Source organism: Bacteroides sp. 3_1_23 (assembly GCF_000162555.1).
Taxonomy (GTDB): Bacteria; Bacteroidota; Bacteroidia; order Bacteroidales; family Bacteroidaceae; genus Bacteroides; species Bacteroides ovatus.
Genome location: NZ_GG774954.1, coordinates 51,987 through 74,261 on the forward strand (window position 1 = coordinate 51,987; position 22,275 = coordinate 74,261).

The 22,275-nt window shown below is 43.0% G+C and carries 18 protein-coding genes and 1 riboswitch; of the genes, 8 read left to right on the plus strand and 10 right to left on the minus strand.

The features are described 5' to 3' along the window. Positions 1-305: 305 nt before the first annotated feature. The 5 genes from HMPREF9010_RS08640 to HMPREF9010_RS08620 all read right to left on the minus strand — a co-directional run bounded on the left by HMPREF9010_RS08640 (position 306) and on the right by HMPREF9010_RS08620 (position 7,688). Complete coding sequence (locus tag HMPREF9010_RS08640) at positions 306-2,768, minus strand: TonB-dependent receptor (protein ID WP_008649993.1); 2,463 nt, start codon at positions 2,766-2,768, stop codon at positions 306-308. Between the two features lie 90 nt (positions 2,769-2,858). Continuing rightward, positions 2,859-3,461: a response regulator transcription factor gene (locus HMPREF9010_RS08635; RefSeq protein WP_004306407.1), complete on the minus strand. Its 603-nt coding sequence runs from the start codon at positions 3,459-3,461 to the stop codon at positions 2,859-2,861. A 16-nt stretch (positions 3,462-3,477) separates the two neighbouring features. Then, positions 3,478-5,130, minus strand: a complete 1,653-nt coding sequence (locus HMPREF9010_RS08630) for an NAD(P)/FAD-dependent oxidoreductase (RefSeq protein ID WP_008649994.1) — start codon at positions 5,128-5,130, stop codon at positions 3,478-3,480. A 66-nt stretch (positions 5,131-5,196) separates the two neighbouring features. After that, positions 5,197-6,564 carry a DNA repair protein RadA gene (gene radA, locus HMPREF9010_RS08625; RefSeq protein ID WP_008649995.1) on the minus strand — a complete coding sequence of 456 codons (1,368 nt, stop codon included), beginning with the start codon at positions 6,562-6,564 and terminating at the stop codon, positions 5,197-5,199. A gap of 86 nt (positions 6,565-6,650) precedes the next feature. Further along, positions 6,651-7,688, minus strand: coding sequence for an asparaginase (locus HMPREF9010_RS08620; protein WP_032852820.1), 1,038 nt, complete (start codon positions 7,686-7,688; stop codon positions 6,651-6,653). Between the two features lie 401 nt (positions 7,689-8,089). On the opposite strand from HMPREF9010_RS08620, the gene thrA reads away from it, so the two are divergent. From thrA to thrC, 3 genes are read left to right on the plus strand one after another with little or no spacing between them, the layout of a single operon-like run. Continuing rightward, a complete protein-coding gene (thrA, locus tag HMPREF9010_RS08615; RefSeq protein ID WP_008649997.1) occupies positions 8,090-10,525 on the plus strand; it encodes a bifunctional aspartate kinase/homoserine dehydrogenase I in 2,436 nt (811 codons plus the stop codon). A 7-nt stretch (positions 10,526-10,532) separates the two neighbouring features. Then, positions 10,533-11,741: a cofactor-independent phosphoglycerate mutase gene (locus tag HMPREF9010_RS08610; RefSeq protein WP_004323558.1), complete on the plus strand. Its 1,209-nt coding sequence runs from the start codon at positions 10,533-10,535 to the stop codon at positions 11,739-11,741. A gap of 13 nt (positions 11,742-11,754) precedes the next feature. Further along, positions 11,755-13,056: a threonine synthase gene (gene thrC, locus HMPREF9010_RS08605; protein ID WP_004309069.1), complete on the plus strand. Its 1,302-nt coding sequence runs from the start codon at positions 11,755-11,757 to the stop codon at positions 13,054-13,056. Positions 13,057-13,188: 132 nt separating this feature from the next. Here thrC and HMPREF9010_RS08600 read toward each other — a convergent pair whose 3' ends face one another. From HMPREF9010_RS08600 to HMPREF9010_RS08590, 3 genes are read right to left on the minus strand one after another with little or no spacing between them, the layout of a single operon-like run. Beyond that, entirely contained in the window at positions 13,189-13,815 is a 627-nt protein-coding gene (locus HMPREF9010_RS08600) for a thiamine diphosphokinase (RefSeq protein ID WP_008649998.1), read from the minus strand. Further along, entirely contained in the window at positions 13,812-14,423 is a 612-nt protein-coding gene (gene pnuC / locus HMPREF9010_RS08595) for a nicotinamide riboside transporter PnuC (RefSeq protein WP_004299130.1), read from the minus strand. The genes HMPREF9010_RS08600 and pnuC overlap by 4 nt, the downstream gene beginning before the upstream one ends. 12 nt (positions 14,424-14,435) lie before the next feature. Next, positions 14,436-16,685, minus strand: coding sequence for a TonB-dependent receptor (locus HMPREF9010_RS08590; protein WP_008649999.1), 2,250 nt, complete (start codon positions 16,683-16,685; stop codon positions 14,436-14,438). Position 16,686: 1 nt separating this feature from the next. Continuing rightward, a riboswitch (TPP riboswitch) is annotated at positions 16,687-16,783 on the minus strand. A gap of 127 nt (positions 16,784-16,910) precedes the next feature. Between HMPREF9010_RS08590 and HMPREF9010_RS08585 the strand changes: the two genes are divergently transcribed. Further along, complete coding sequence (locus HMPREF9010_RS08585; RefSeq protein ID WP_008650000.1) at positions 16,911-17,819, plus strand: mechanosensitive ion channel family protein; 909 nt, start codon at positions 16,911-16,913, stop codon at positions 17,817-17,819. 102 nt (positions 17,820-17,921) lie between these two features. On the opposite strand, the gene HMPREF9010_RS08580 is transcribed toward HMPREF9010_RS08585, so the two are convergent. Further along, positions 17,922-18,161 carry a hypothetical protein gene (locus HMPREF9010_RS08580; RefSeq protein WP_004306417.1) on the minus strand — a complete coding sequence of 80 codons (240 nt, stop codon included), beginning with the start codon at positions 18,159-18,161 and terminating at the stop codon, positions 17,922-17,924. Between the two features lie 68 nt (positions 18,162-18,229). Next, positions 18,230-19,516, minus strand: a complete 1,287-nt coding sequence (locus HMPREF9010_RS08575; RefSeq protein WP_004299135.1) for an O-acetylhomoserine aminocarboxypropyltransferase/cysteine synthase family protein — start codon at positions 19,514-19,516, stop codon at positions 18,230-18,232. Positions 19,517-19,694: 178 nt separating this feature from the next. Between HMPREF9010_RS08575 and HMPREF9010_RS08570 the strand changes: the two genes are divergently transcribed. The 4 genes from HMPREF9010_RS08570 to HMPREF9010_RS08555 all read left to right on the plus strand — a co-directional run bounded on the left by HMPREF9010_RS08570 (position 19,695) and on the right by HMPREF9010_RS08555 (position 22,222). Next, positions 19,695-20,165, plus strand: a complete 471-nt coding sequence (locus HMPREF9010_RS08570) for an Lrp/AsnC family transcriptional regulator (RefSeq protein WP_004299136.1) — start codon at positions 19,695-19,697, stop codon at positions 20,163-20,165. A gap of 71 nt (positions 20,166-20,236) precedes the next feature. After that, positions 20,237-20,863: a CatB-related O-acetyltransferase gene (locus HMPREF9010_RS08565; protein WP_004306418.1), complete on the plus strand. Its 627-nt coding sequence runs from the start codon at positions 20,237-20,239 to the stop codon at positions 20,861-20,863. Between the two features lie 13 nt (positions 20,864-20,876). Further along, entirely contained in the window at positions 20,877-21,407 is a 531-nt protein-coding gene (locus HMPREF9010_RS08560; protein WP_004306419.1) for a GNAT family N-acetyltransferase, read from the plus strand. An 80-nt stretch (positions 21,408-21,487) separates the two neighbouring features. Beyond that, positions 21,488-22,222 (plus strand): alpha/beta hydrolase, encoded by a 735-nt coding sequence (locus HMPREF9010_RS08555; protein ID WP_004299138.1) that lies wholly within the window; start codon positions 21,488-21,490, stop codon positions 22,220-22,222. Positions 22,223-22,275 lie beyond the last annotated feature (53 nt).

Consider the following 22,275-nt stretch of genomic DNA (forward strand, 5'->3'; position numbering starts at 1 on the left):
ACGGCCGTGGAGAGTTAAGGATAGCGTAGCTCTGACAGAACAATACCGATTGGGTAAATCAAGTATAACGGCTTTATAATGCAAACTTCATAGGGACATACGTTCTTCTATCCCGTATTCTATGCTGTTAATCTACAAAGAGACAGGCTGACAATAAAAGTCCGAATCTTTTATTGTCAGCCTGTTTTGGGTTATTGTCAGCACTTATTGTCAGCTGTTAATACGTTGAAAATCATTATTCTATATGGATGAAATCTTTAGCTGACAATAAAAAGACTAAATAATATCCTTATGAGTAAAAATGATTAGAAGCGGCAGCGAAGATCTACCCCAAATAGCATTGGGCGTCCTTTCTGCATGAAACCTTTGTTCATTGTTTCGAAATAGAAGGCGGCATAGTCTTTATTCAGGAAGTTGCGTGCCCAGAAACTAATCATTGCATCACCGATTTCCAGATTCGTTCTCCAGTTGAGTGTGCCGTAGAAGGATTGGCTGACGTCGTTTTGTTCAGTCCAGTAGATACGTCCGGCAGCGTTATAGTTCGCTTGGAATACAACCCGGTCGAAGATAGAACGTGGGCTGCAGGTGATGGCATATTCTCCACCGATATTTAATGTATGCTTGGGAACAAAGGGAACATATTTGCCATTGTAATCCGTAATTATGGGAGTGCCATCTTTTTTCTCTTCGGTGATTACATAATCAGTAAAGGTGGCATACGTATATCCATAACTGGCATTCAGGCTAAGTTCTTTAGTCACACTGGCACGAAGAGCTGCTTCTGCACCATAGCTGCGACTTTTTCCTGCATTAATCGTGATACGTCCCAAACCACTTTCTGCAAATTGGGAGAGTTGTTGGTCGCGGGTATCCATGTAGAATGCTGCGACGTCGGCCCAAAGTCTGCCTTCCCATAAAGTAAGGTGGCTACCTACTTCGTAGTTCCACGAATATTCGGGCTTGTAAGTAGTAGAAGTTTTTACGTCGATCTCTTTTGCTGGTACCATTTGGTCCATCATTTTTATAATGGTTGCCCCCCATGTGGCATCTTGCCCTATTGTCGGACTTTCTTTGATGGCATTCATCATCGAATTTTTCAATTCAGTTTGTGATAAATCAGAGAACATCTGGATGTTATATCCTCCCGAACGATATCCCCGGGTAACGGTGGCATAAACATTATTTTGATTCTTCCATTCATATTGAATAGCAAATTTGGGTAGAAGTTGTACGTAATCAGTCGAGAGCTTACCTACGAAAGAGGCCGGAGCTTTCATATTCTGATCGGACAGATTTATTTGCGTGGGCCCCATTGCCATGTGGAAGTCGAAACCAAAGTTGATAGGAGTGCTAAGAGAATTATACTTCATACTGATTTTCTCGTAATCGAGTCGGAGTCCGGCTGTAACGGACAACCCTTCGATGAACAGATTGTTGAAAGTGGACTGATGATAAAGTGCACCGCTAAGGGTTGGGGTATCGAAGGTTCCTCCTACGCTTAATGTCGGGTTGTGCACGGTCATTCCCATGGTGGGAGCTCCGGGTTTGGCAGAGACTTCTTCAAAAGCGGAATTGGCGTTGTTTTCAATGACTGACTTCACTCCTTCTTCTTTGAACAGAACAGGACCTGTAGTATGTAGCCATTGATAGAATCCGAAAGCACCCGTAGCCCACTGCCATCTTTTTCCAGGTTTGGCTTTCAAGACAATTTCTTCGGAAATGGTGTTCGCTCTCTGCTTTTGTTCGATGTTGAAAATATCCCTCTCTGTGAAGTCCTGATCGAGGAACATACGGTCATTCAGGTTCTGATAACCTGTCACGGCACTTAATATAAAGTTACAGGCTTGGTATTCGATGTTAACACCAGAGTTGAGCAATCCACGGCGGTAACTACTACGATCGTTATATGAAATCTTACCGATGTAGTCTGCCCGGTCTTCTGTCATTTCTTTACCGTCTTTTTGAGCTTTGGCTATGGCACTGGGAGTAATACCGGTATAATAATACGGATACCCACCTTGATCGCTATATTCATAGCTAAGGGCCATATCTATTTTCAGGTTCGAAGTAGGCAGGTAAATTCCACGAAATCGTCCGCCACCGGCATTGCTCTTATCTACTTTTTCGTTATTTCTTGCCGAATTTTCAAAGAAGCCACCTGTGTGTTCGTAGAAACCTCCGGTAGAAAAAGCGAAGCGGTCGGATGTGCGGTGATAGTGGGTGAGTGAAACATTATAATTATTGTAAGTTGCTGCTCCCATGCGAATATCGGTACCTTGATAAGTGAAAGGAGATTTAGTATGTACCTTGATAAGCCCTCCCATCGTGTTACGCCCGTAGAGAGTACCTTGTGGCCCGCGAAGAATATCAATACGTTCGATATCAGCATAGTTGAAGTCGAAAGCGGATTTGTCGATATAAGGGATATTGTCTACATAAAGTCCTACGGACGGAGTATTGATGCGTGAACCGATTCCACGGATATAAATCGAAGTAGTCAGTTTGGAGCCATAGTCAGGGATAAACAGGTTGGGAACAATACCTGTCAGGTTCTTCACGGAATTTACCTGATTGGCGCGCATATTGTCTTGCGATAAAACGGTGGCGGCTACCGGCAGATCACGTAGTTTACGGTTCTCTTTTGGAGTAGCAATCACTACCACCTCTTCGATGTCTACTATTTTTAGTGAGTCTTTGGGGAAATCTTCAGCCCATGCTGTCCCTGTCGTCAGGAGCATGAGGGCAATCATAATCTTCTTTGTCTTCATCTGCTGTTAATTTATCTGGTGCAAAGTAACGGCAAATATAGATGACGGTCAATCCTCATTTATTAGGATTATGACTTATTTTTTAAGAAGTCAGATTCGGTCAGCTTCGATATATCCGTTCATTACAGCATAAATAGTCAGCCCGGAGACGGACTTAATGCCTAATTTCTCCGTGATATTTTTTCGGTGAGTGATAACGGTAGTCAGGCTGATATTCAGTTTATCTGCTATTTCTTTGTTGATTAATCCTTTGGTTATCAGTACGAGCACTTCTATTTCACGGGCGGATAGAATTTCCTGATGAGGCTGCATCGGAGGCATGGGTGGCATATCTTTTACCGGATAACCGTCATGGTGAGCATGTTGGTGAAGTTTCAATATGTTTTTCACCAACTCTTCTTCGGATTCGTGAATGTTGAGTACAGGTACGCCGGACAGTTGGAATTGCGGACTGTCGCTTGCCAATACAATCGTTTTTCGTTTCCGGGGGAGAAAGAAAGCATTGTGCTCCACGTAAATCTGTGCGGAAATGAAATAGTGGGCATACATATCGGGAGTATCGTCCATCAGTTCGCTGAAGTGATGAAAAGTCCGTATGGTTGCCATAGGAATCATTTCCTCCAGGATTCCTTTCAGACCGAGACAGGTCAATGTATTGGCTTCTACAATTGCTATTTCGGGTTGATAATTCATTTTAGTGTAAGTTTAATTAATGATTGAAATAGTTGGCTACTGCTTCTGCACATCGTTCGCCGTCCACTCCGGCAGACACAATTCCTCCGGCATAGCCTGCCCCTTCTCCGCAAGGAAATAATCCACGAACGGTGACATGTTGCAGAGTATCCTTATCGCGTATGATACGAACGGGAGAAGAAGTTCGTGTTTCCACACCAATCATTACTGCCTCATTAGTCAGGAATCCGTGACTGCTGCGTCCGAATTGTTGGAAACCAAGAGATAACCTTTTGCTAATAAATGATGGCATCCAGAAATGAAGTGGAGACGAAATCAATCCCGGACTATAGGATGACTCGGGCAGATCGTAACTCAATTTCTTGCGGGTAAAATCCAGCATGCGTTGCGCCGGAGCGGTCTGTCGTCTGCCTCCCTGCAACCAGCATTGACGTTCCAATTCCTCTTGAAAGTGAAGAACAGATAGTAACTGTGAATTAATCTCTGAAAGTTGTGAACTTTTCAAATTTGGATTCAGTGCCATCAGCTGTTCATCTTGTTGGGCAGCCAATTCTTCATTCCTCATTTTTAATTTTTCATTTCCCAAATCCTCCGGTTGAATTTCCACTACCATTCCCGAATTACTCCACCGTGACCCACGGTTGGCAGGAGACATGCCGTTTACTACCACTTGTTCCGGTCCGCTGGCAGCAGGAACGATAAAGCCGCCGGGACACATACAGAAACTATATACTCCTCTGCCTTCTGCCTGTGTTACAAAGCTGTATTCTGCAGCGGGCAGGTATTTGCCCCGTCCATTCTTATTATGGTATTGTATTTGATCGATCAACATTGCCGGATGTTCGAGACGTACCCCGACAGCGATTCCTTTCGCTTCAATCGTCACATTATTGGCAGCCAGCCAACGATATACATCTCTTGCAGAATGTCCGGTTGCCAGTATCACAGGTCCGAGAAAGGTCTTTCCTGTATTTGTTTCGATACCTTTGACTTCATCGTTCTCAATAATCAATGCATCCATTCGTGTCTGGAAATGTACTTCTCCGCCACATTCGATAATGGTGTTCCGCATATTTTCAATGACACGTGGCAATTTGTCTGTTCCGATATGCGGATGCGCATCCACCAATATCGAAGTTGAAGCTCCATGCTGGCAAAATACGTTCAGAATCTTATCTACATTTCCTCTCTTCTTGCTCCGGGTATAGAGCTTCCCATCCGAGTAAGCTCCTGCACCTCCTTCTCCGAAACTGTAATTCGATTCCGGATCAACAGTGTGTTCCCTGCTGATTTGTGCCAGGTCTTTTTTACGTTCGCGCACGTCTTTTCCACGTTCGATGACGATAGGGCGTAATCCAAGTTCAACAAGGCGTAAAGCAGCGAATAATCCGCCGGGACCTGCGCCAACGACAATCACTTGCGGTTTTCCTTCTACATTATTATATATAGTACGTTCGTACTCATCTTCTTGCGGCATTTCCTTGATGTATGCCCTTACCTTCAGATTGACGAAGATAGTCCGCTGGCGTGCATCAATACTCCGTTTCAAGATTCGGGTAGCGGTGATGTCACGTAAATTCAGATCTTTTTCTTTAGAAAGATATTCCTTTAATTTCTGTTCGTTTGCTGCGATTTCGGGAAGTATACGGAGTTGGTATTCTTGTGTCATTTAGTTATTATTGATATTGTTTTCGATTATCCAATTAGAAAAACGGGCTATTTATGCATCAGTGTCTTATCCGAATAAAGCCCTGAACGCCTCTTCTACTTTTCTCACCGGTACTAATTCTATCTTCAGTTTTTGGGTATCGATCCCTTGCAAGTTATATTTAGGTAGCAAGAAACGTTTGAAACCTAACTTTTCAGCTTCACCGATACGCTGTTCAATTCGATTCACAGGACGTATCTCTCCCGACAGACCGATTTCTCCCGCCATACAAACTTCCGGTTCAATGGCTGCATCCATATTGGAAGAAAGGATTGCACTGATAACCGGCAGATCGATAGCCGGATCATTCACTTTCAATCCTCCGGCAATATTCAGGAACACATCTTTCTGTGCCAACTTAAATCCCACCCGCTTTTCGAGAACAGCCAGCAGCATATTCATTCTTCTCAAATCGAAACCGGTTGCCGAACGTTGCGGATTTCCGTAGACTGCAGAGCTTACCAAAGCCTGTGTCTCAATCAAAAACGGGCGAATCCCCTCAATGGCGGAGGCAATGGCTACCCCGCTCATCCCTTCATGATCCTGACTTAGCAAAAGTTCGGAAGGATTACTCACTTGGCGCAACCCATCCTGACGCATTTCATAAATACCTAATTCTGCCGTACTACCGAAACGATTCTTGATACTGCGTAGAATACGATACATATAATGTTGGTCGCCCTCAAATTGAAGAACAGTATCTACGATATGTTCCAGCACTTTAGGTCCTGCAATACTTCCTTCCTTATTAATATGTCCGATCAGCAATACAGGCGTATGTGTTTCTTTCGCAAAACGAAGAATAGACGCCGAACACTCTCTGACTTGCGCTATACTTCCGGGAGACGATTCGATACTTTCGGTGGAAATAGTCTGTATAGAGTCGATAATCACTAAATCGGGATTCGTATTCTTGATATGCACATAAATCTGTTCGAGTGAAGTCTCGCAAACGATCAGGCAATCGCTGGAAGTGTCAGAGAGACGGTCGGCACGAAGTTTCAGCTGTCGTGCACTCTCTTCACCGGATACATAAAGAATCTTCTTTTTCGGCATGTGCAGTACGGTCTGCATGACGAGCGTCGATTTACCGATTCCCGGTTCGCCGCCTATCAGGACAAGAGAACCCTGTACAAGTCCGCCCCCCAATACACGATTCAGTTCATCATCGTGCATATTGATGCGTGGCTCGTCGTCTGCCTCTATATCGCTAAGTGCCAGTGGCTTGGGCTTCTGTGTTTCAATGCCCGACACCGGACGGCGGTTAGTGGGTTCTTTCCGTACGATTTCTTCAACATACGTATTCCATTCTCCACACGACGGACATTTACCCACCCATTTCGGTGAATCCTGTCCGCAATTACTGCATACATATACGGTTTTCTCTTTTGCCATCGAAATTCCTTTCTTCTTGTAGGGTACAAAAATAGGGATAATTTATTAGAAATAAGTTATCCCTGCCTAATAGAAATAGATGAAGCCTACAGAGTTATCTCTCCTGCTATCGAACGGTTCATCCGGTCGCGTACCTCATCCGGGGTATATCCATGTCCCAGTAAGAACATTAATTTAGTGACTGCCGATTCCGTTGTACTGTCATATCCGGAGACAACGCCTGCCTGCAATAACTGGTATCCTGTTTCGTAACGTTCCATTTCTACCATTCCTGCGCTGCATTGTGTTACGTTGACAATCACAATTCCACGTTCACTGGCCTGACAGAGCCGGCGTATAAACCATTCCTTTCGGGGAGCATTCCCCGAACCGTATGTTTCGAGCACAACCGCCTTTAAACCTTCAATCCCCAGAATGGTGGCAATTACATTTTCCTGAATGCCCGGAAAGAGCTTCAGTACCACTACATTGGTATCCAGCAAATAGTGCGGTTTCAATTCCCGTTCTTCACCATTTCCGTGAATTTGTACATTATTATATTTAATATGGATTCCCGCTTCCGCCAATACCGGATAATTGAAAGAACGGAATGCATTGAAGTTTTCTGCATTCATCTTTGTCGTACGGTTTCCCCGCATCAGGTGATTTTCAAAGAAGATGCATACTTCGGGCACCAGTGCCCTTCCTTCCTTGTTTTGTGCAATGGCAATCTCGATACTGGTCATCAGATTTTCCTTTCCGTCCGTGCGGAGTACGCCGATGGGAAGCTGTGAGCCTGTGAGGATAACAGGTTTGTCCAGTCCTTCCAGCATAAAACTTAGTGCGGAAGCGGTATAAGCCATCGTGTCCGTTCCGTGCAGGATGACGAAGCCGTGGTAACGATTGTAGTTGTCATGAATAATGCGTACCAGCTTCCGCCACATATCCGGTTCCATGTCCGACGAATCCATTGGAGGATCAAACTGATAGGTGTCAATTGGAAAATTGAACTTTTGCAGTTCGGGGATATACTTTTGCAGTTGCTCGAAGTTAAAGTTCTCCAGAGCACCTGTCGCGGCATTCTCAATCATACCAATTGTTCCACCGGTGTATATTAACAATACGGAAGTATTTAATGGGCTCATAAGCTGATTTTGTGCGATTGTTTTCGCAAATATAATAATAGATTTGATAAATAAGTAACAAAATGTCATAAAAGTGAAGGCGAATGACCGGATAAAGCGCAGGCGAAAGATTCTTTTTATCAGAAAAAAACCGAAAAAAGTGATAGATTGAACGTTTTTATTATTACTTTTGCGACACTTATCAAAAACAAGAGTAGAAACAAGGACTATGATGAAGTACTATCCACATACAGTCACATCCATGTGTACCATGACCCTTAGGGGTTAATGGATAGTTTTTGTGTATCTACGTGATTCACGCTTGTATAAGCAGGCAAAATTCAAATTCAATTTTATTCGTAAACAACCAATCGTTCTGTAAAAAGCAAACTTCAGGACATTGCATTTAAATAAGTATCTTCATGAAAGTAATGAAATTCGGCGGAACATCCGTAGGTTCCGTGAACAGCATTTTAAGCGTAAAGAGAATTGTAGAGTCGGCAAATGAGCCGGTAATTGTAGTTGTTTCCGCATTGGGAGGCATCACTGACAAATTGATAAATACATCGAAGATGGCGGCAGTGGGAGATTCAGCCTATGAGGGTGAGTTCCGCGAAATCGTTTACCGTCATGTGGAGATGATTAAGGAGGTGATTCCTGCCGGAGAAAAGCAAGTATCGTTGCAACGTCAGATTGGCGAACTACTGAACGAATTGAAGGATATCTTTCAGGGAATTTACCTGATTAAAGACCTTTCCCCGAAGACTTCGGATACAATCGTCAGCTATGGTGAACGCCTTTCATCGATCATCGTCACTGCACTGATTGAGGGAGCAAAATGGTTCGATTCGCGCACTTTTATCAAGACGGAAAGAAAGCATAGCAAGCACACGCTGGATACCGAATTGACTAATAAACTGGTGAAAGAGGCTTTCCAGTCTATTCCTAAAGTAGCGCTGGTGCCGGGATTCATCTCTTCGGATAAAACGACAGGGGATGTAACAAACCTCGGACGCGGTGGCTCGGACTATACGGCTGCCATTGTTGCTGCGGCACTAGATGCGACAAGTCTGGAAATCTGGACGGACGTAGACGGATTTATGACGGCTGATCCGCGTGTCATTTCGACTGCTTATACGATTACGGAATTGAGTTACGTAGAGGCGACCGAACTTTGTAACTTCGGCGCAAAGGTGGTTTATCCGCCGACTATCTATCCCGTATGTCACAAGAATATTCCTATTATAATAAAGAATACATTCAACCCGGATGGAGTGGGAACGGTTATCAAACAAGAAGTTTCCAACCCGCAGAGCAAGGCTATCAAGGGGATTTCCTCCATCAACGACACAAGTCTGATTACTGTTCAGGGTCTTGGTATGGTAGGTGTGATCGGTGTAAACTACCGCATTTTTAAAGCATTGGCAAAGAATGGAATCAGCGTGTTCCTCGTCTCACAGGCTTCATCGGAAAACAGTACTTCTATCGGTGTGCGTAATGCCGATGCCGACCTGGCTTGTGAAGTGCTGAACGAAGAATTTGCGAAAGAAATAGAGATGGGGGAGATTTCTCCGATTTTGGCGGAAAGAAATCTGGCAACAGTGGCTATTGTAGGTGAGAATATGAAACATACACCGGGTATCGCAGGTAAACTTTTCGGTACACTGGGACGTAATGGTATCAACGTTATCGCTTGTGCACAGGGAGCTTCGGAAACTAATATCTCTTTTGTGGTCGATTCCAAATCCTTGCGTAAATCATTGAACGTAATCCACGACTCTTTCTTCCTCTCCGAATATCAGGTATTGAACCTCTTTATCTGTGGTGTCGGTACGGTAGGGGGTAGTCTGGTAGAACAGATTCGTTGCCAGCAACAAAAGCTGATGATGGAAAACGGACTGAAACTCCATGTAGTAGGCATCATTGATGCAGCCAAGGCAATGTTCAGCCGTGAAGGTTTCGACCTCGCCAACTTCCGTGAAGAACTGTTGGAAAAGGGTAAGGACAGCAGCTTGCAAACCATCCGCGACGAGATTATCGGAATGAATATCTTTAATTCTGTATTTGTAGACTGTACGGCCAGCGCTGACATCGCATCGCTTTACAAAGATTTCCTGCAACACAATATCTCTGTGGTAGCAGCCAATAAGATTGCGGCTTCTTCCGCTTATGAAAACTATCGTGAACTGAAAACGATTGCCCGCCAACGGGGTGTGAAGTATCTGTTCGAAACAAACGTAGGTGCAGGTCTTCCGATCATCAATACAATTAATGACCTGATTCATAGCGGTGACAAGATTCTGAAGATTGAAGCGGTGCTTTCCGGTACACTGAACTATATATTTAATAAAATCAGCGCCGATATTCCTTTCAGCCGTACCATCAAAATGGCACAGGAAGAACGCTACTCTGAACCGGACCCACGTATTGACTTGAGTGGAAAAGATGTGATCCGTAAACTGGTGATTCTGGCACGTGAAGCCGGATACCGTCTGGAACAGGAAGATGTTGAAAAGAACCTCTTTGTTCCGAATGACTTCTTCGAAGGTTCTCTGGAAGATTTCTGGAAACGTGTTCCAAGTCTCGACGCAGACTTTGAAGCCCGTCGCCAGGTATTGGAAAAAGAAAACAAGCACTGGCGTTTCGTCGCCAAACTGGAGAATGGAAAAGCCTCCGTCGGCCTGCAGGAAGTAGGAGCCAACCATCCGTTCTACGGCTTGGAAGGCAGCAACAATATTATCCTGCTCACTACGGAACGCTATAAAGAATATCCGATGATGATTCAAGGATACGGTGCCGGTGCCGGCGTAACGGCTGCCGGAGTATTTGCCGACATCATGAGCATCGCAAATGTTTAAACGCCTTATGAAACATATTATCATATTGGGAGACGGAATGGCCGATTGGCCAGTGAAGTCATTAGGGGACAAGACGCTCCTGCAATATGCAAAGACGCCTTATATGGATAAGCTAGCTCGCATGGGACGTAACGGCCGCCTGATTACTGTGGCGGAAGGTTTCCATCCGGGTAGTGAAGTTGCCAATATGTCCGTGTTGGGATATAATTTGCCAAAGGTATATGAAGGTCGCGGACCGCTGGAAGCTGCCAGTATTGGTGTGGATCTGAAACCGGGCGAGATGGCAATGCGCTGTAATTTGATTTGTGTGGAAGGAGATATTCTGAAGAATCACTCCTCCGGACATATATCTACGGAAGAAGCAGATGTATTGATTCAATATTTGCAAGAAAAACTGGGCAATGACCGCGTACGCTTTCATACAGGAGTTCAGTACCGCCATCTATTGGTTATCAAGGGAGGTAATAAAGAACTGGATTGTACACCTCCGCATGATGTACCTTTGAAACCTTTCCGTCCATTGATGGTGAAACCATTGGTTCCGGAAGCGCAAGAAACGGCAGATCTGATTAACGACCTGATTCTGAAATCACAGGAATTGCTGAAAGATCATCCATTGAATCTGAAACGTATGGCAGAAGGTAAAGATCCTGCGAACAGTATTTGGCCCTGGAGTCCCGGTTACCGTCCGCAGATGCCTACTTTCTCCGAGACTTTCCCACAGGTAAAGAAAGGAGCAGTCATCTCGGCTGTCGATCTGATAAACGGAATCGGTTATTATGCTGATTTACGTCGCATCGCAGTAGAGGGAGCGACCGGACTTTATAATACGAACTATGAAAACAAAGTGACCGCTGCCTTGGAAGCATTGAAGACGGATGATTTTGTTTATCTGCATATCGAAGCCAGTGATGAGGCCGGACACGAAGGAGACATCGACTTGAAACTTCTCACTATCGAGAATCTTGATAAACGTGCCGTAGGTCCTATTTATGAAGCAGTGAAAGATTGGGACGAACCGGTAGCCATTGCTGTATTGCCCGATCATCCTACTCCCTGTGAGCTTCGGACTCATACATCTGATCCCATTCCGTTTCTTATCTGGTATCCGGGTATCGAGTCGGACGAAGTGCAGACGTATGATGAAATAGCCGCTTGCAACGGTAGTTACGGACTTCTGAAAGAAGACGAGTTTATAAAAGAATTCATGAAATAAGTCACCACAGATTATGAAATATTATAGTACGAATAAACAAGCACCTGTTGCCTCACTGCAAGAAGCGGTGGTAAAAGGGCTTGCTGCCGACAAAGGGCTGTTTATGCCTATGTCTATCAAACCTCTTCCACAGGACTTTTACGATACGATTGATAGTTTATCCTTTCAGGAAATTGCTTATCGCGTAGCCGATGCTTTCTTCGGTGAGGATATTCCTGCCGATACGCTGAAACAGATTGTATATGATACATTAAGTTTCGATGTACCTTTGGTTAAGGTGGCAGATAACATCTATTCACTTGAACTTTTCCACGGACCGACGTTAGCATTTAAAGATGTAGGCGGTCGTTTCATGGCGCGTCTTTTGGGATACTTCATTAAAAAAGAAGGACAAAAGAATGTCAATGTATTGGTAGCTACTTCCGGTGATACGGGAAGTGCTGTTGCCAACGGCTTTCTGGGTGTGGAAGGTATTCATGTGTATGTGCTTTATCCGAAAGGAAAAGTGAGCGAAATACAGGAGAAGCAATTCACTACGCTCGGACAGAATATTACTGCGCTTGAAGTGGACGGAACATTTGATGATTGTCAGGCATTGGTGAAATCTGCTTTCATGGATAAAGAATTGAATGAACACCTTTCGTTGACTTCTGCCAACTCCATCAATGTAGCCCGTTTCTTGCCGCAGGCATTCTATTATTTCTATGCTTATGCACAATTGAAACGTGCCGGAAAAGCTGATAATGCTGTAATCTGTGTACCTAGTGGAAACTTCGGAAATATCACCGCCGGATTGTTTGGCAAGAAGATGGGTTTACCCGTGAAGCGTTTCATTGCTGCTAATAACCGCAACGATATTTTCTATCAATATCTGCAGACAGGTAAATATAATCCCCGTCCGTCTATCGCAACGATTGCTAATGCTATGGACGTAGGCGATCCGAGTAACTTTGCCCGCGTACTCGATTTATATAGTGGTTCACATGCTGATATCTCTGCCGAGATTTCAGGAACAACTTATACCGATGAGCAAATCCGCGAAACGGTGAAGGAAACCTGGAAAGAACATCATTATCTCCTTGATCCTCATGGTGCTTGTGGATATCGTGCGTTGGTAGAAGGCTTGAAAGAGGGAGAAACAGGTGTATTCCTTGAAACGGCTCATCCTGCCAAGTTCCTCGAAACAGTGGAAAGCATTATTGGAGAAGCGGTAGAAATCCCTGCCAAATTGCAGGAATTTATGAAAGGCGAGAAAAAAAGCCTTCAAATGACAAAAGACTTTGCGGACTTCAAGAAGTATTTGTTGACGCTTTAATCCTCTTCTTCCTATGAATGAATTTGTGCCACCTTGTTGGCACGGTTGTGCCATCGAAGTGTCACGGTCGTGCCAACAAGGTGGCACAATTGTGACAATAGGGTGGCATAAACCGGATAATTGCAATATAGTTTATATAGAAGCTAAGAATACTAAATATTCTCCCGTACAATGAACAGTAAACTCATTTGCTGTTGCTTCATTAAGCGTTCCTTGCCACCAATTAGTAAAATCACTAAGAGGATAAACTAATCCCTCTCCTTGCAATCCTTTCGCTCCGAAATTGAAAATAGAAACTTGTTGCCCCGGATGAGAGGCGAAGGTTTGCGTGTCTTTGGCGGGGATAAACATACCATAATCGGTAATGGTACGTACCTCGATACCATCTTTCATGTAGTCGATCAGCAGACTGATGTTTCCTAACGTATGATCTTCCCGTTTGCCGGTGGCTCCGACGATGGCAATTCTCCGGAATCCTTTCTTTTGCAGGAAATGAACGGCTTTGGTTTGGTCGTTCGTTTCTTGATTCGCTATCTGATGTACAATAGGGGAGAAAAGTTCTTTATATTCCGGGGAAAGAGAATCCCCGTCACCGATAATTACATCGGGGGTATGCCCACGCAGGATATATTCATTGGCAGCCCCGTCACAGCAAACTACAAATTCTGCATTTTCCAGCATTTGCAGGGGAAGAGGATGGCTGGGATATTCGCCATTGGCAAGTATCACGGCTTCGGGAGTATAGTGTTCGTATTTCATTGTATGCTCATTAATTTTTTCCACTTAAAGTAGCCAAAGATAGCTATAATGGAGTAAAGTCCGTATAAAGCGGAAGTAAAATAAAGGTCTTTGTAGATATAAAGTCCGCAGCAGACAATATCCACAAAAATCCAGGCAAACCATTGCTCGACGTATTTGCGTGCCAGCATCCACATACCGACAATGCTCAATGCGGTAGTAAAGCTATCTAGCCAGGGAACATTGCTATCCGTATATGCTATCAGTATCCATGCAATACCGAGGAAAGAAACGACGAATACCAGAAAAAGAGGCAAGTAACATTTTCCCGGAGTATGTACGATAGGAAGATCTTTAGGGGTGTCACCGGTTGAAGCATCTGCTGTCGTCAGTTGACCTTTCTTTTTCCTGTGTCCCCACATCCAGAAGAACCAGCCGTAGATGGCAGCTATCAGGTAGTAGATATTGATGCCAAAGTCAGCATACAATCCGGCTTTGTAATATACGAAGATGTAGATGGCAGGCATCACAATACCCGCTATCCAAAGGTAGATACTTGCCCGGTACTCTAACCAAAGGTAGACTAGCCCGACAATCGTACCGAATATTTCCAGAAAATTCAATTCCATAACTCTGTGTGATTAAAAGCGGAAAGAAACATGTCCCATAACGTTTGTTCCTGCTTGAGCTGCATATCCGGCATAGTTTCCCCGATTTTCCAGCGTATCGGTGTAGTCACTTGATGCCCAGCCGTTGTTTTCATATTTTTCATTAAACAGATTGTATACAGTAAATCCTACGGTGACTTCTTTCAGTACTTTCTTGGGACGGAAGCTGTACGCCAGATTGAGGTTGCTGACAAAATACTTATCAAGAGTCAGTTCTTCAACTTCTGCGTTTGTCATATACTGTTTGCTCACGAACTGTGATTGCAGGGCAGCTTCGAATCCCTTATAATTGAATGAGAAACGATTGTTGAGTAAGAAGTCCGGTGAGAAAGCAATGTGAGTGTCTTTATGCTTTATCTGAATAGTCGGGAGAGAAGTAGAGCTACCGTCGTCATTATAGTGGTAGCCCGGCAGGCTCTCTACGAAATCCTGAATACGGTTTTTGCTCCATGTAGCGTTGATATCCCATTGAAACCATTTGCACGGTTTGATTCCCAGCATGATTTCGATTCCCATGCGATAACTGTCCGGCACGTTTTCGGTCAGTGCTTCACCTATATCGTTTAAGGCTCCGGTCAGAACCAGTTGGTCGGTATAGTCCATGTAGTAGAAGTTTGCACCTGCTGTCAGCCATTGGTTGGCAAAGGTATATCCCGCTTCATAGTCGAGCAGCTTTTCTGCTTTGGGGTACGAGTCCGGATCGCCATCCGTATAATTGTTTCTTGTTGGCTCTTTTTGAGCAACCGAGAAAGAGGCATAGACACGATGGTTGGAAGTGATGTTCCAGTTTAATCCTACTTTCGGATTAAAGAAATCGAACTTTTTATCTACTGCCAGTGGACGCAGCGCATTCTTACTCCAGTCATATTTATCATTGTTTCCGTCGATGGTATAGTTGATGTGGCGATACTGGAGATCGGCATAAGCACTTAGTCCTCTAGTAAGATCGTAGTTCGCTTTCAGATAAATATTTCCATCGGTCTTCTTGGATTTGTTGCGGTAATATTCATGGTCGGGAGATAGAGAACCTACGTAGTTTTTCACCCAGGGAACTCTTCCGAAGTTATTGCCCCGGTATTGATTTAATCCGCCGCCCAGGGATGCACTTAGCCTGTTGGCTGTGTAATTGAGAGAAAAAACGCCGCCGCCGAATTTGTTGTCCATCTTCTTTTGACGGACTAAATCGCTTTTAGATACTTCGGTTCCATCTATTGTAAATGGTTTTAAACCATATTCTATCAGGTATCTGCCGTCTTTGTACTCTTCGTAATAACCGTCACCTTTGGTATAATGTAAGGCAACGTTCAGATTCCAGGCTGTCGAGAAAGTATGATTGAAGAGAAGCTGATAATTCTTTTGCAGATAATTATCTGTTTGGTCGTCGTAATAATATTTTTTGCCGTTGGCATCAGTGTACATTTCCCCGCAAGGATTGTAGCGTCTGCCGAATTTTTCCATTTGCTCTTTTGTTGCGTATCCCCAAGCATGATATGTTTTTTCTTTTCCGGCAAATGCAATGAGCTTCACAGATGTGTTTTCTGCAAAATAACCTCCTTGCAGGTAGTAAGAGTTCAAGTCCACCGAAGCACGGTCTATGTATCCGTCCGTACCGATATTGGAAAGGCGGGCGTCAAACGTCCAGTGGTTATTGAGTAGGCCGGTTCCCACTTTCACTGTTTCCTTGTGCGTGTTGAACGAACCGTATGAACCATTGAATTCGGCGTATGGTTTCATAGATGCGCCTTCGGTTTGCATATTGACACTGGCTCCGAAAGCACCTGCTCCGTTCGTCGATGTACCTGCTCCGCGCTGCACCTGCATATCTTTTACGGAAGAAGAAAAGTCGGGCATATTCACCCAGAACAGGTTATGGCTTTCGGCATCGTTCATCGGTATGCCGTTTACCGTGATGTTGATTCGTGTGCCATCGGTTCCACGTACGCGAAGTGTCGTATAGCCGATACCAGCTCCTGCATCCGATGTGGTCAGTGTGGAAGGAGTCATACTTAGCAAATAGGGGATATCCTGTCCGAAGTTTACCTTTTTGAGTTCTGCTTTGCCTATATTGGTGAATGCCACGGGAGTTTTGGCTGTGGCACGTGTGGACACTACCTGCACCTCTTGCAGGTTTACTACTCTCATACTATCCTTTGCACTCGTCTGTGCATGAACAGTGATACCTGCGCCCAATAAGGCGACGGCCATCCATACAATTCTTTTCATTTTTGCTTACTAATTAGTTCTCTACGCCGGCATTACCCGGATCAGATTCTATGGGTATGTTCTCAGCCCGTCATGTTAAGGCACCCCTACCAGTGAATCGGTTACAAAAATACTGCTTTTGCAGGAGGAAAGCAAAAAAAACTTTTAGATTCACTAAAAACAATATAACTTTGTAAATTGTTGAAATAACAAAACTGCATTTATTCACTTAATATATATTTAATTATGCTACTATTATTGCAAGCAACACAAGCTGCGGACTCTGTGCAAGTGGCTGCAGACGAATTAATGAAAGAGGCGATTGCCAATGCTGACGGATTGGATAAGCTTTCGCTGATTACTCAACAACTGATAGACTTCGGTATTCGTGCCGGAGAACGTATACTGATTGCGGTCATCGTCTTTATTGTCGGACGTTTCCTTATCTCGTTGCTCAACAAGTTTATAAGACGTCTGTTGGATAAACGAAAGGTAGATATAAGTATCAAAACTTTCGTTAGAAGTCTGGTCAATATTCTGTTGACAATCCTGTTAATCATTTCTGTTGTCGGTGCCTTGGGAGTTGAGACAACTTCATTTGCGGCTTTATTGGCTTCCGCCGGTGTCGCTGTCGGTATGGCTTTATCCGGTAATCTGCAAAACTTTGCCGGCGGACTGGTTATTCTTTTGTTCAAACCTTATAAAGTTGGCGATTGGATAGAAACACAGCAGGGATCAGCCGGTACAGTAAAAGAAATTCAGATATTCCATACCATCCTTACTACTGGGGATAATAAACTGATTTATATACCGAATGGTTCATTAAGTAGTGGAGTAGTGATTAATTACAGTCACCAGGAAACCCGCCGTGTAGAATGGATTATTGGTATAGATTATGGGGAAGATTACAATAAGGTTCAGCAGATAGTTCGTGATATTCTGGCTGAAGATAAACGTATCTTGAATGAACCTGCTCCGTTTATAGCTCTTCATGCGCTAGATGCCAGCAGTGTGAATGTGGTGGTACGTGTATGGGTAAATAGCGGAGATTATTGGGGTGTTTATTTCGATACCAATAAAGCTATTTACGAAACCTTCAATGAAAAAGGTATCAACTTCCCTTTCCCACAGCTTACTGTGCATCAGGGAAATTGATTGTTATACTCTGATAATTCAAAAAATAAGGGAGTTGTACTTAACGTGCAACTCCCTTATTTTTTGGAAAACTTGTCTGGTGTGATTGAATAAATCTCTTTTTTATTTTATACCGAAATCTTCGGCTAGTTCATATCTATCTTCTTTGATTCCCAGTACATGATTAATTTTTCTCCTTTTCTCGAGATCTTTAAAGTAGTTTTCCACAACCTGATAGAGATCGAAGTTAGTGGTTGATCCTGCGGCTAAATCGAGTGATTCCACCATCTTTTCTACGGCTTGATGGATTTTCTCTGCGTCTATCAGATGCAGTTCGTTGCTGTGTATTAAATATTTTTCCATGACTGCAATGTTTTTAATGTTATATAGGTATAACATCTTGCAGTCATGGAAAGTTCAATGATTGAATGTTAGATTTTGGCAAGCGCCTGATCCAAATCCGCAATCAGGTCATCAATATGTTCCGTTCCAATTGATAAACGTACGGTGCCCGGATAAATCTCCTGTTCGGCGAGTTCCTGTGCATTGAGCTGTGAATGGGTAGTGCTTGCCGGGTGGATCACCAATGATTTCACATCGGCAACATTGGCAAGCAGGGAGAAAATCTCCAGGCTGTCGATGAAGCGGTGTGCTTCCTCTTGTCCGCCTTTTACCTCGAAAGTAAAAATGGAACCGGCACCATTCGGGAAGTAACGTTGATACAGTGCATGGTCAGGATGATTGGATAATGACGGATGGTTCACTTTCTTCACTTTCGGATGATTGTTTAAGAAATTCACTACCTTCAATGCATTTTCTACATGGCGTTCTACGCGCAAGGAAAGAGTTTCCAAGCCTTGCAACAGGATAAAAGCGTTGAATGGACTGATGGTGGCACCTGTGTCGCGCAGCAGAATAGCCCGGATACGGATGGCATAGGCAGCCGGACCGGCTGCATCAACGAAGCGTACGCCATGATAGCATGGATCAGGTTCGGTTAGTTGTGGAAATTTGCCGGAAGCTACCCAGTCGAATTTGCCCGAATCTACAATGACTCCTCCTAATGACGAACCGTGTCCGCCAATGAATTTTGTTGCGGAATGTACTACGATATCTGCTCCGTGTTCGATAGGGCGGATTAAATACGGGGTACCAAATGTGTTGTCAATAATCAAAGGTATTTTGTGGCGGTGGGCTATTTCAGCTACTGCCTCTATATCAATGATATTTGAGTTCGGATTTCCCAATGTCTCGATAAATACGGCTTTCGTATTTTCCTGAATGGCTTTTTCAAAGTTCGATAAATCACTTGGATCAACGAATGTTGTTGTGATGCCATAACTGGGTAAGGTATGAGCCAGTAAGTTATAGCTTCCTCCATAAATAGTTTTGGCTGCCACAATATGGTCGCCTGCACGAGTGATGTTCTCGAAAGCATAAGTGATAGCAGCGGCACCCGAAGCAACTGCCAGCCCTGCTACTCCTCCTTCAAGAGCGGCTACGCGTTGTTCAAAAACTCCTTGAGTGGAGTTGGTCAGACGACCGTAGATGTTTCCCGGGTCCTGCAGGCCGAAACGTGCGGCTGCGTGAGCGGAGTTGTGAAATACATAAGAAGTAGTCTGATAAATAGGTACTGCACGGGCATCTGTTGCCGGATCTGCTTGTTCTTGTCCTACATGAACTTGTAAAGTCTCGAAATGTAAATTCTTTGTTGCCATAATCGTATATTTTTTAAGTTTAATATTCTTTCTTTATTTTCTTGCAAAGTTATTGGATGAAGATATATCGAACAATATATATCTAAAATATAGAAAATAATGCTATTTTTGTGCCATTATATGGAATAATATAACTGTGCTATTCCTAGAAATCACCTTTTAGAAGAATATTTTTCTTATGGATACTTTTGATAAACTGGATAGAGTCGATTTGCAAATACTCCGTACTTTGCAAGAAAACGCCCGATTGACGACAAAAGAGTTGGCTGCACGGGTGAGCCTTTCTTCAACTCCTGTTTTTGAACGTCTTAAACGGTTGGAGAGTGGAGGATATATAAAGAAGTATATTGCCGTATTGGATGCGGAAAAGCTGAATCAGGGATTTGTCGTATTCTGCAGTGTGAAGCTTAGACGTCTGAACAGGGATATAGCAGCCGAGTTTACACGGATTATACAGGATATTCCTGAAGTAACCGAATGTTATAACATATCAGGAAGTTATGATTACCTGTTGAAGATTCATGCTCCCAATATGAAATACTATCAGGAGTTTATTCTGAATGTGTTGGGGACGATTGATAGCTTAGGATCACTGGAAAGCACGTTTGTAATGGCTGAAGTGAAGCATCAATATGGGATACATATTTAGTTCGTTGTGTGATAGTCTGAAATTTATCTTGTATATTTGCTATGTAATATAAATCCTCTTCTGCTGACACAATGAATTCAAAAACATATCCTCGCACCAATGATTTCCAGACTGTTTATCTGAATACAGTGATTAAGAATCCTGCCATTATGGTAGGTGATTATACAATATACAATGACTTTGTAAATGATCCTGTTCTTTTTGAGAAGAACAATGTATTATATCATTATCCGATTAATAAAGACCGATTGATAATTGGCAAATTCTGTTCCATTGCTTGTGGAGCCAAATTTCTTTTTAACAGCGCAAACCACACATTGGGTTCTTTATCCAATTATACGTTTCCTATCTTTTTTGAGGAATGGAATTTAGATAAAGGAGATGTAACTTCTGCTTGGGATAATAAAGGGGATATAGTAATAGGTAATGATGTCTGGATTGGATATGAAGCTGTTATCATGGCAGGAGTTCATATCGGAGATGGAGCGGTTATTGCGTCGCGGGCAGTGGTTACTAAAGATGTTCCTCCTTATACGATAGTAGGTGGGACACCAGCTAAAGAAATTCGGAAGCGTTTTGATGAGAATACGATTGTTCAATTGCAGAAATTGCAATGGTGGGATTGGAGTATTGAGAAGATATCCGAATGTATACCTTATATTACAGGTGGAAAGATTGAAGAACTGATAAAAAGATAAACAGTGTGTATATATGAAATTTACAATAGAGCCCGGAACTTCTGCTGATATAGATGAACTGGAAAAGCTGTATGATGAACTGAATGATTATCTGGCTGCTACGACTAATTATCCCGGGTGGATAAAAGGTGTTTATCCTGTTCGGGAAGATGCGGTTGCCGGTGTAAATGATGAAACGCTTTACGTAGCAAGATATGATGGAAGAATTGTCGGTTCAGTCATTTTAAATCATCAACCGGAAAAGGCTTATGAGAATGTCAAATGGAAAATAGAACTGGACTATAGTCATATCTTTGTGATACATACTTTTGTTGTACATCCTTCTTTTTTGAAAATAGGAGTAGGGCATGCATTAATGGATTATTCATTGGAATTGGCTCAAAGTTCGGGGATAAAGTCTGTGCGGTTAGATGTTTACGAGAAAAATCTTCCGGCTATTTCATTGTACGAAAAGTGTGGGTTCGAATACATTGATACCGTAGATTTAGGATTGGGTCATTACGGTTTAGAGTGGTTCAAACTTTATGAGAAAATCATTTTATAATCCCTTCCTTACATTATGCATTCATTGTTATAATTCAGTTGCTCTTAGATTTATAGAATAATAAATATCACATCATAGACATGAAGAAACTAATTATTGTATTTGTTCTTTTATTATCAGCACTCTCTTGTTTCTCACAAATAGAGTTTTCGACTTGCCTTTTTGATGCTTCAAGAAACAGAGTGATACCGCTAGCCGTCTATCAGCCGCACAAAGTGAATTCGAAAACAAAAGTCATTATATTTAGCCACGGCTACGATGGAAATAAAAATAATAAGTCCAATCAGACTTATGCCTATCTAACACGATTCCTTTCCCAGAAAGGCTTTTACGTAATAAGCATACAACATGAATTGGCAGATGATCCTCTTTTGGCCATGGAAGGTAATTTCATGGAAACACGCATGCCAAATTGGGAAAGGGGAGTGGCAAATATTCTTTTTACTATTCAGGAATTTAAGAAATTGAAGCCACAATTAAATTGGAATGACTTTATATTGATAGGACATTCCAATGGCGGAGATATGACCATGTTATTTGCTACCCGATATCCGCAGTTGATAAATAAAGCCATATCTATGGATCATCGCAGAATGATAATGCCTAGAACACGGAATCCTCGACTTTATACGTTAAGAGGATGCGATTATGATGCGGATTCAGGAGTATTACCCACTGAAAAGGAGCAGGAACAATTCCGGATGAAGGTTGTGAAATTGGACGGAATAACGCATAGTAATATGGGGGAGAATGGAACGGAAGAACAACACAACCTTATCAATCAGTATATCTATGGATTTCTTACACGGAGATAACTGATGTATTATATTTATTTTATCCAATGGTTTTAAATCGGAAGCCTGTTTTT

Bases quoted from the DNA above. Each gene is read 5' to 3' on its own strand.
- HMPREF9010_RS08640 (WP_008649993.1), bottom strand. From the start codon at position 2,768: ATGAAGACAAAGAAGATTATGATTGCCCTCATGCTCCTGACGACAGGG.
- HMPREF9010_RS08635 (WP_004306407.1), bottom strand. From the start codon at position 3,461: ATGAATTATCAACCCGAAATAGCAATTGTAGAAGCCAATACATTGACC.
- HMPREF9010_RS08630 (WP_008649994.1), bottom strand. From the start codon at position 5,130: ATGACACAAGAATACCAACTCCGTATACTTCCCGAAATCGCAGCAAAC.
- radA (WP_008649995.1), bottom strand. From the start codon at position 6,564: ATGGCAAAAGAGAAAACCGTATATGTATGCAGTAATTGCGGACAGGAT.
- HMPREF9010_RS08620 (WP_032852820.1), bottom strand. From the start codon at position 7,688: ATGAGCCCATTAAATACTTCCGTATTGTTAATATACACCGGTGGAACA.
- thrA (WP_008649997.1), top strand. From the start codon at position 8,090: ATGAAAGTAATGAAATTCGGCGGAACATCCGTAGGTTCCGTGAACAGC.
- HMPREF9010_RS08610 (WP_004323558.1), top strand. From the start codon at position 10,533: ATGAAACATATTATCATATTGGGAGACGGAATGGCCGATTGGCCAGTG.
- thrC (WP_004309069.1), top strand. From the start codon at position 11,755: ATGAAATATTATAGTACGAATAAACAAGCACCTGTTGCCTCACTGCAA.
- HMPREF9010_RS08600 (WP_008649998.1), bottom strand. From the start codon at position 13,815: ATGAAATACGAACACTATACTCCCGAAGCCGTGATACTTGCCAATGGC.
- pnuC (WP_004299130.1), bottom strand. From the start codon at position 14,423: ATGGAATTGAATTTTCTGGAAATATTCGGTACGATTGTCGGGCTAGTC.
- HMPREF9010_RS08590 (WP_008649999.1), bottom strand. From the start codon at position 16,685: ATGAAAAGAATTGTATGGATGGCCGTCGCCTTATTGGGCGCAGGTATC.
- HMPREF9010_RS08585 (WP_008650000.1), top strand. From the start codon at position 16,911: ATGCTACTATTATTGCAAGCAACACAAGCTGCGGACTCTGTGCAAGTG.
- HMPREF9010_RS08580 (WP_004306417.1), bottom strand. From the start codon at position 18,161: ATGGAAAAATATTTAATACACAGCAACGAACTGCATCTGATAGACGCA.
- HMPREF9010_RS08575 (WP_004299135.1), bottom strand. From the start codon at position 19,516: ATGGCAACAAAGAATTTACATTTCGAGACTTTACAAGTTCATGTAGGA.
- HMPREF9010_RS08570 (WP_004299136.1), top strand. From the start codon at position 19,695: ATGGATACTTTTGATAAACTGGATAGAGTCGATTTGCAAATACTCCGT.
- HMPREF9010_RS08565 (WP_004306418.1), top strand. From the start codon at position 20,237: ATGAATTCAAAAACATATCCTCGCACCAATGATTTCCAGACTGTTTAT.
- HMPREF9010_RS08560 (WP_004306419.1), top strand. From the start codon at position 20,877: ATGAAATTTACAATAGAGCCCGGAACTTCTGCTGATATAGATGAACTG.
- HMPREF9010_RS08555 (WP_004299138.1), top strand. From the start codon at position 21,488: ATGAAGAAACTAATTATTGTATTTGTTCTTTTATTATCAGCACTCTCT.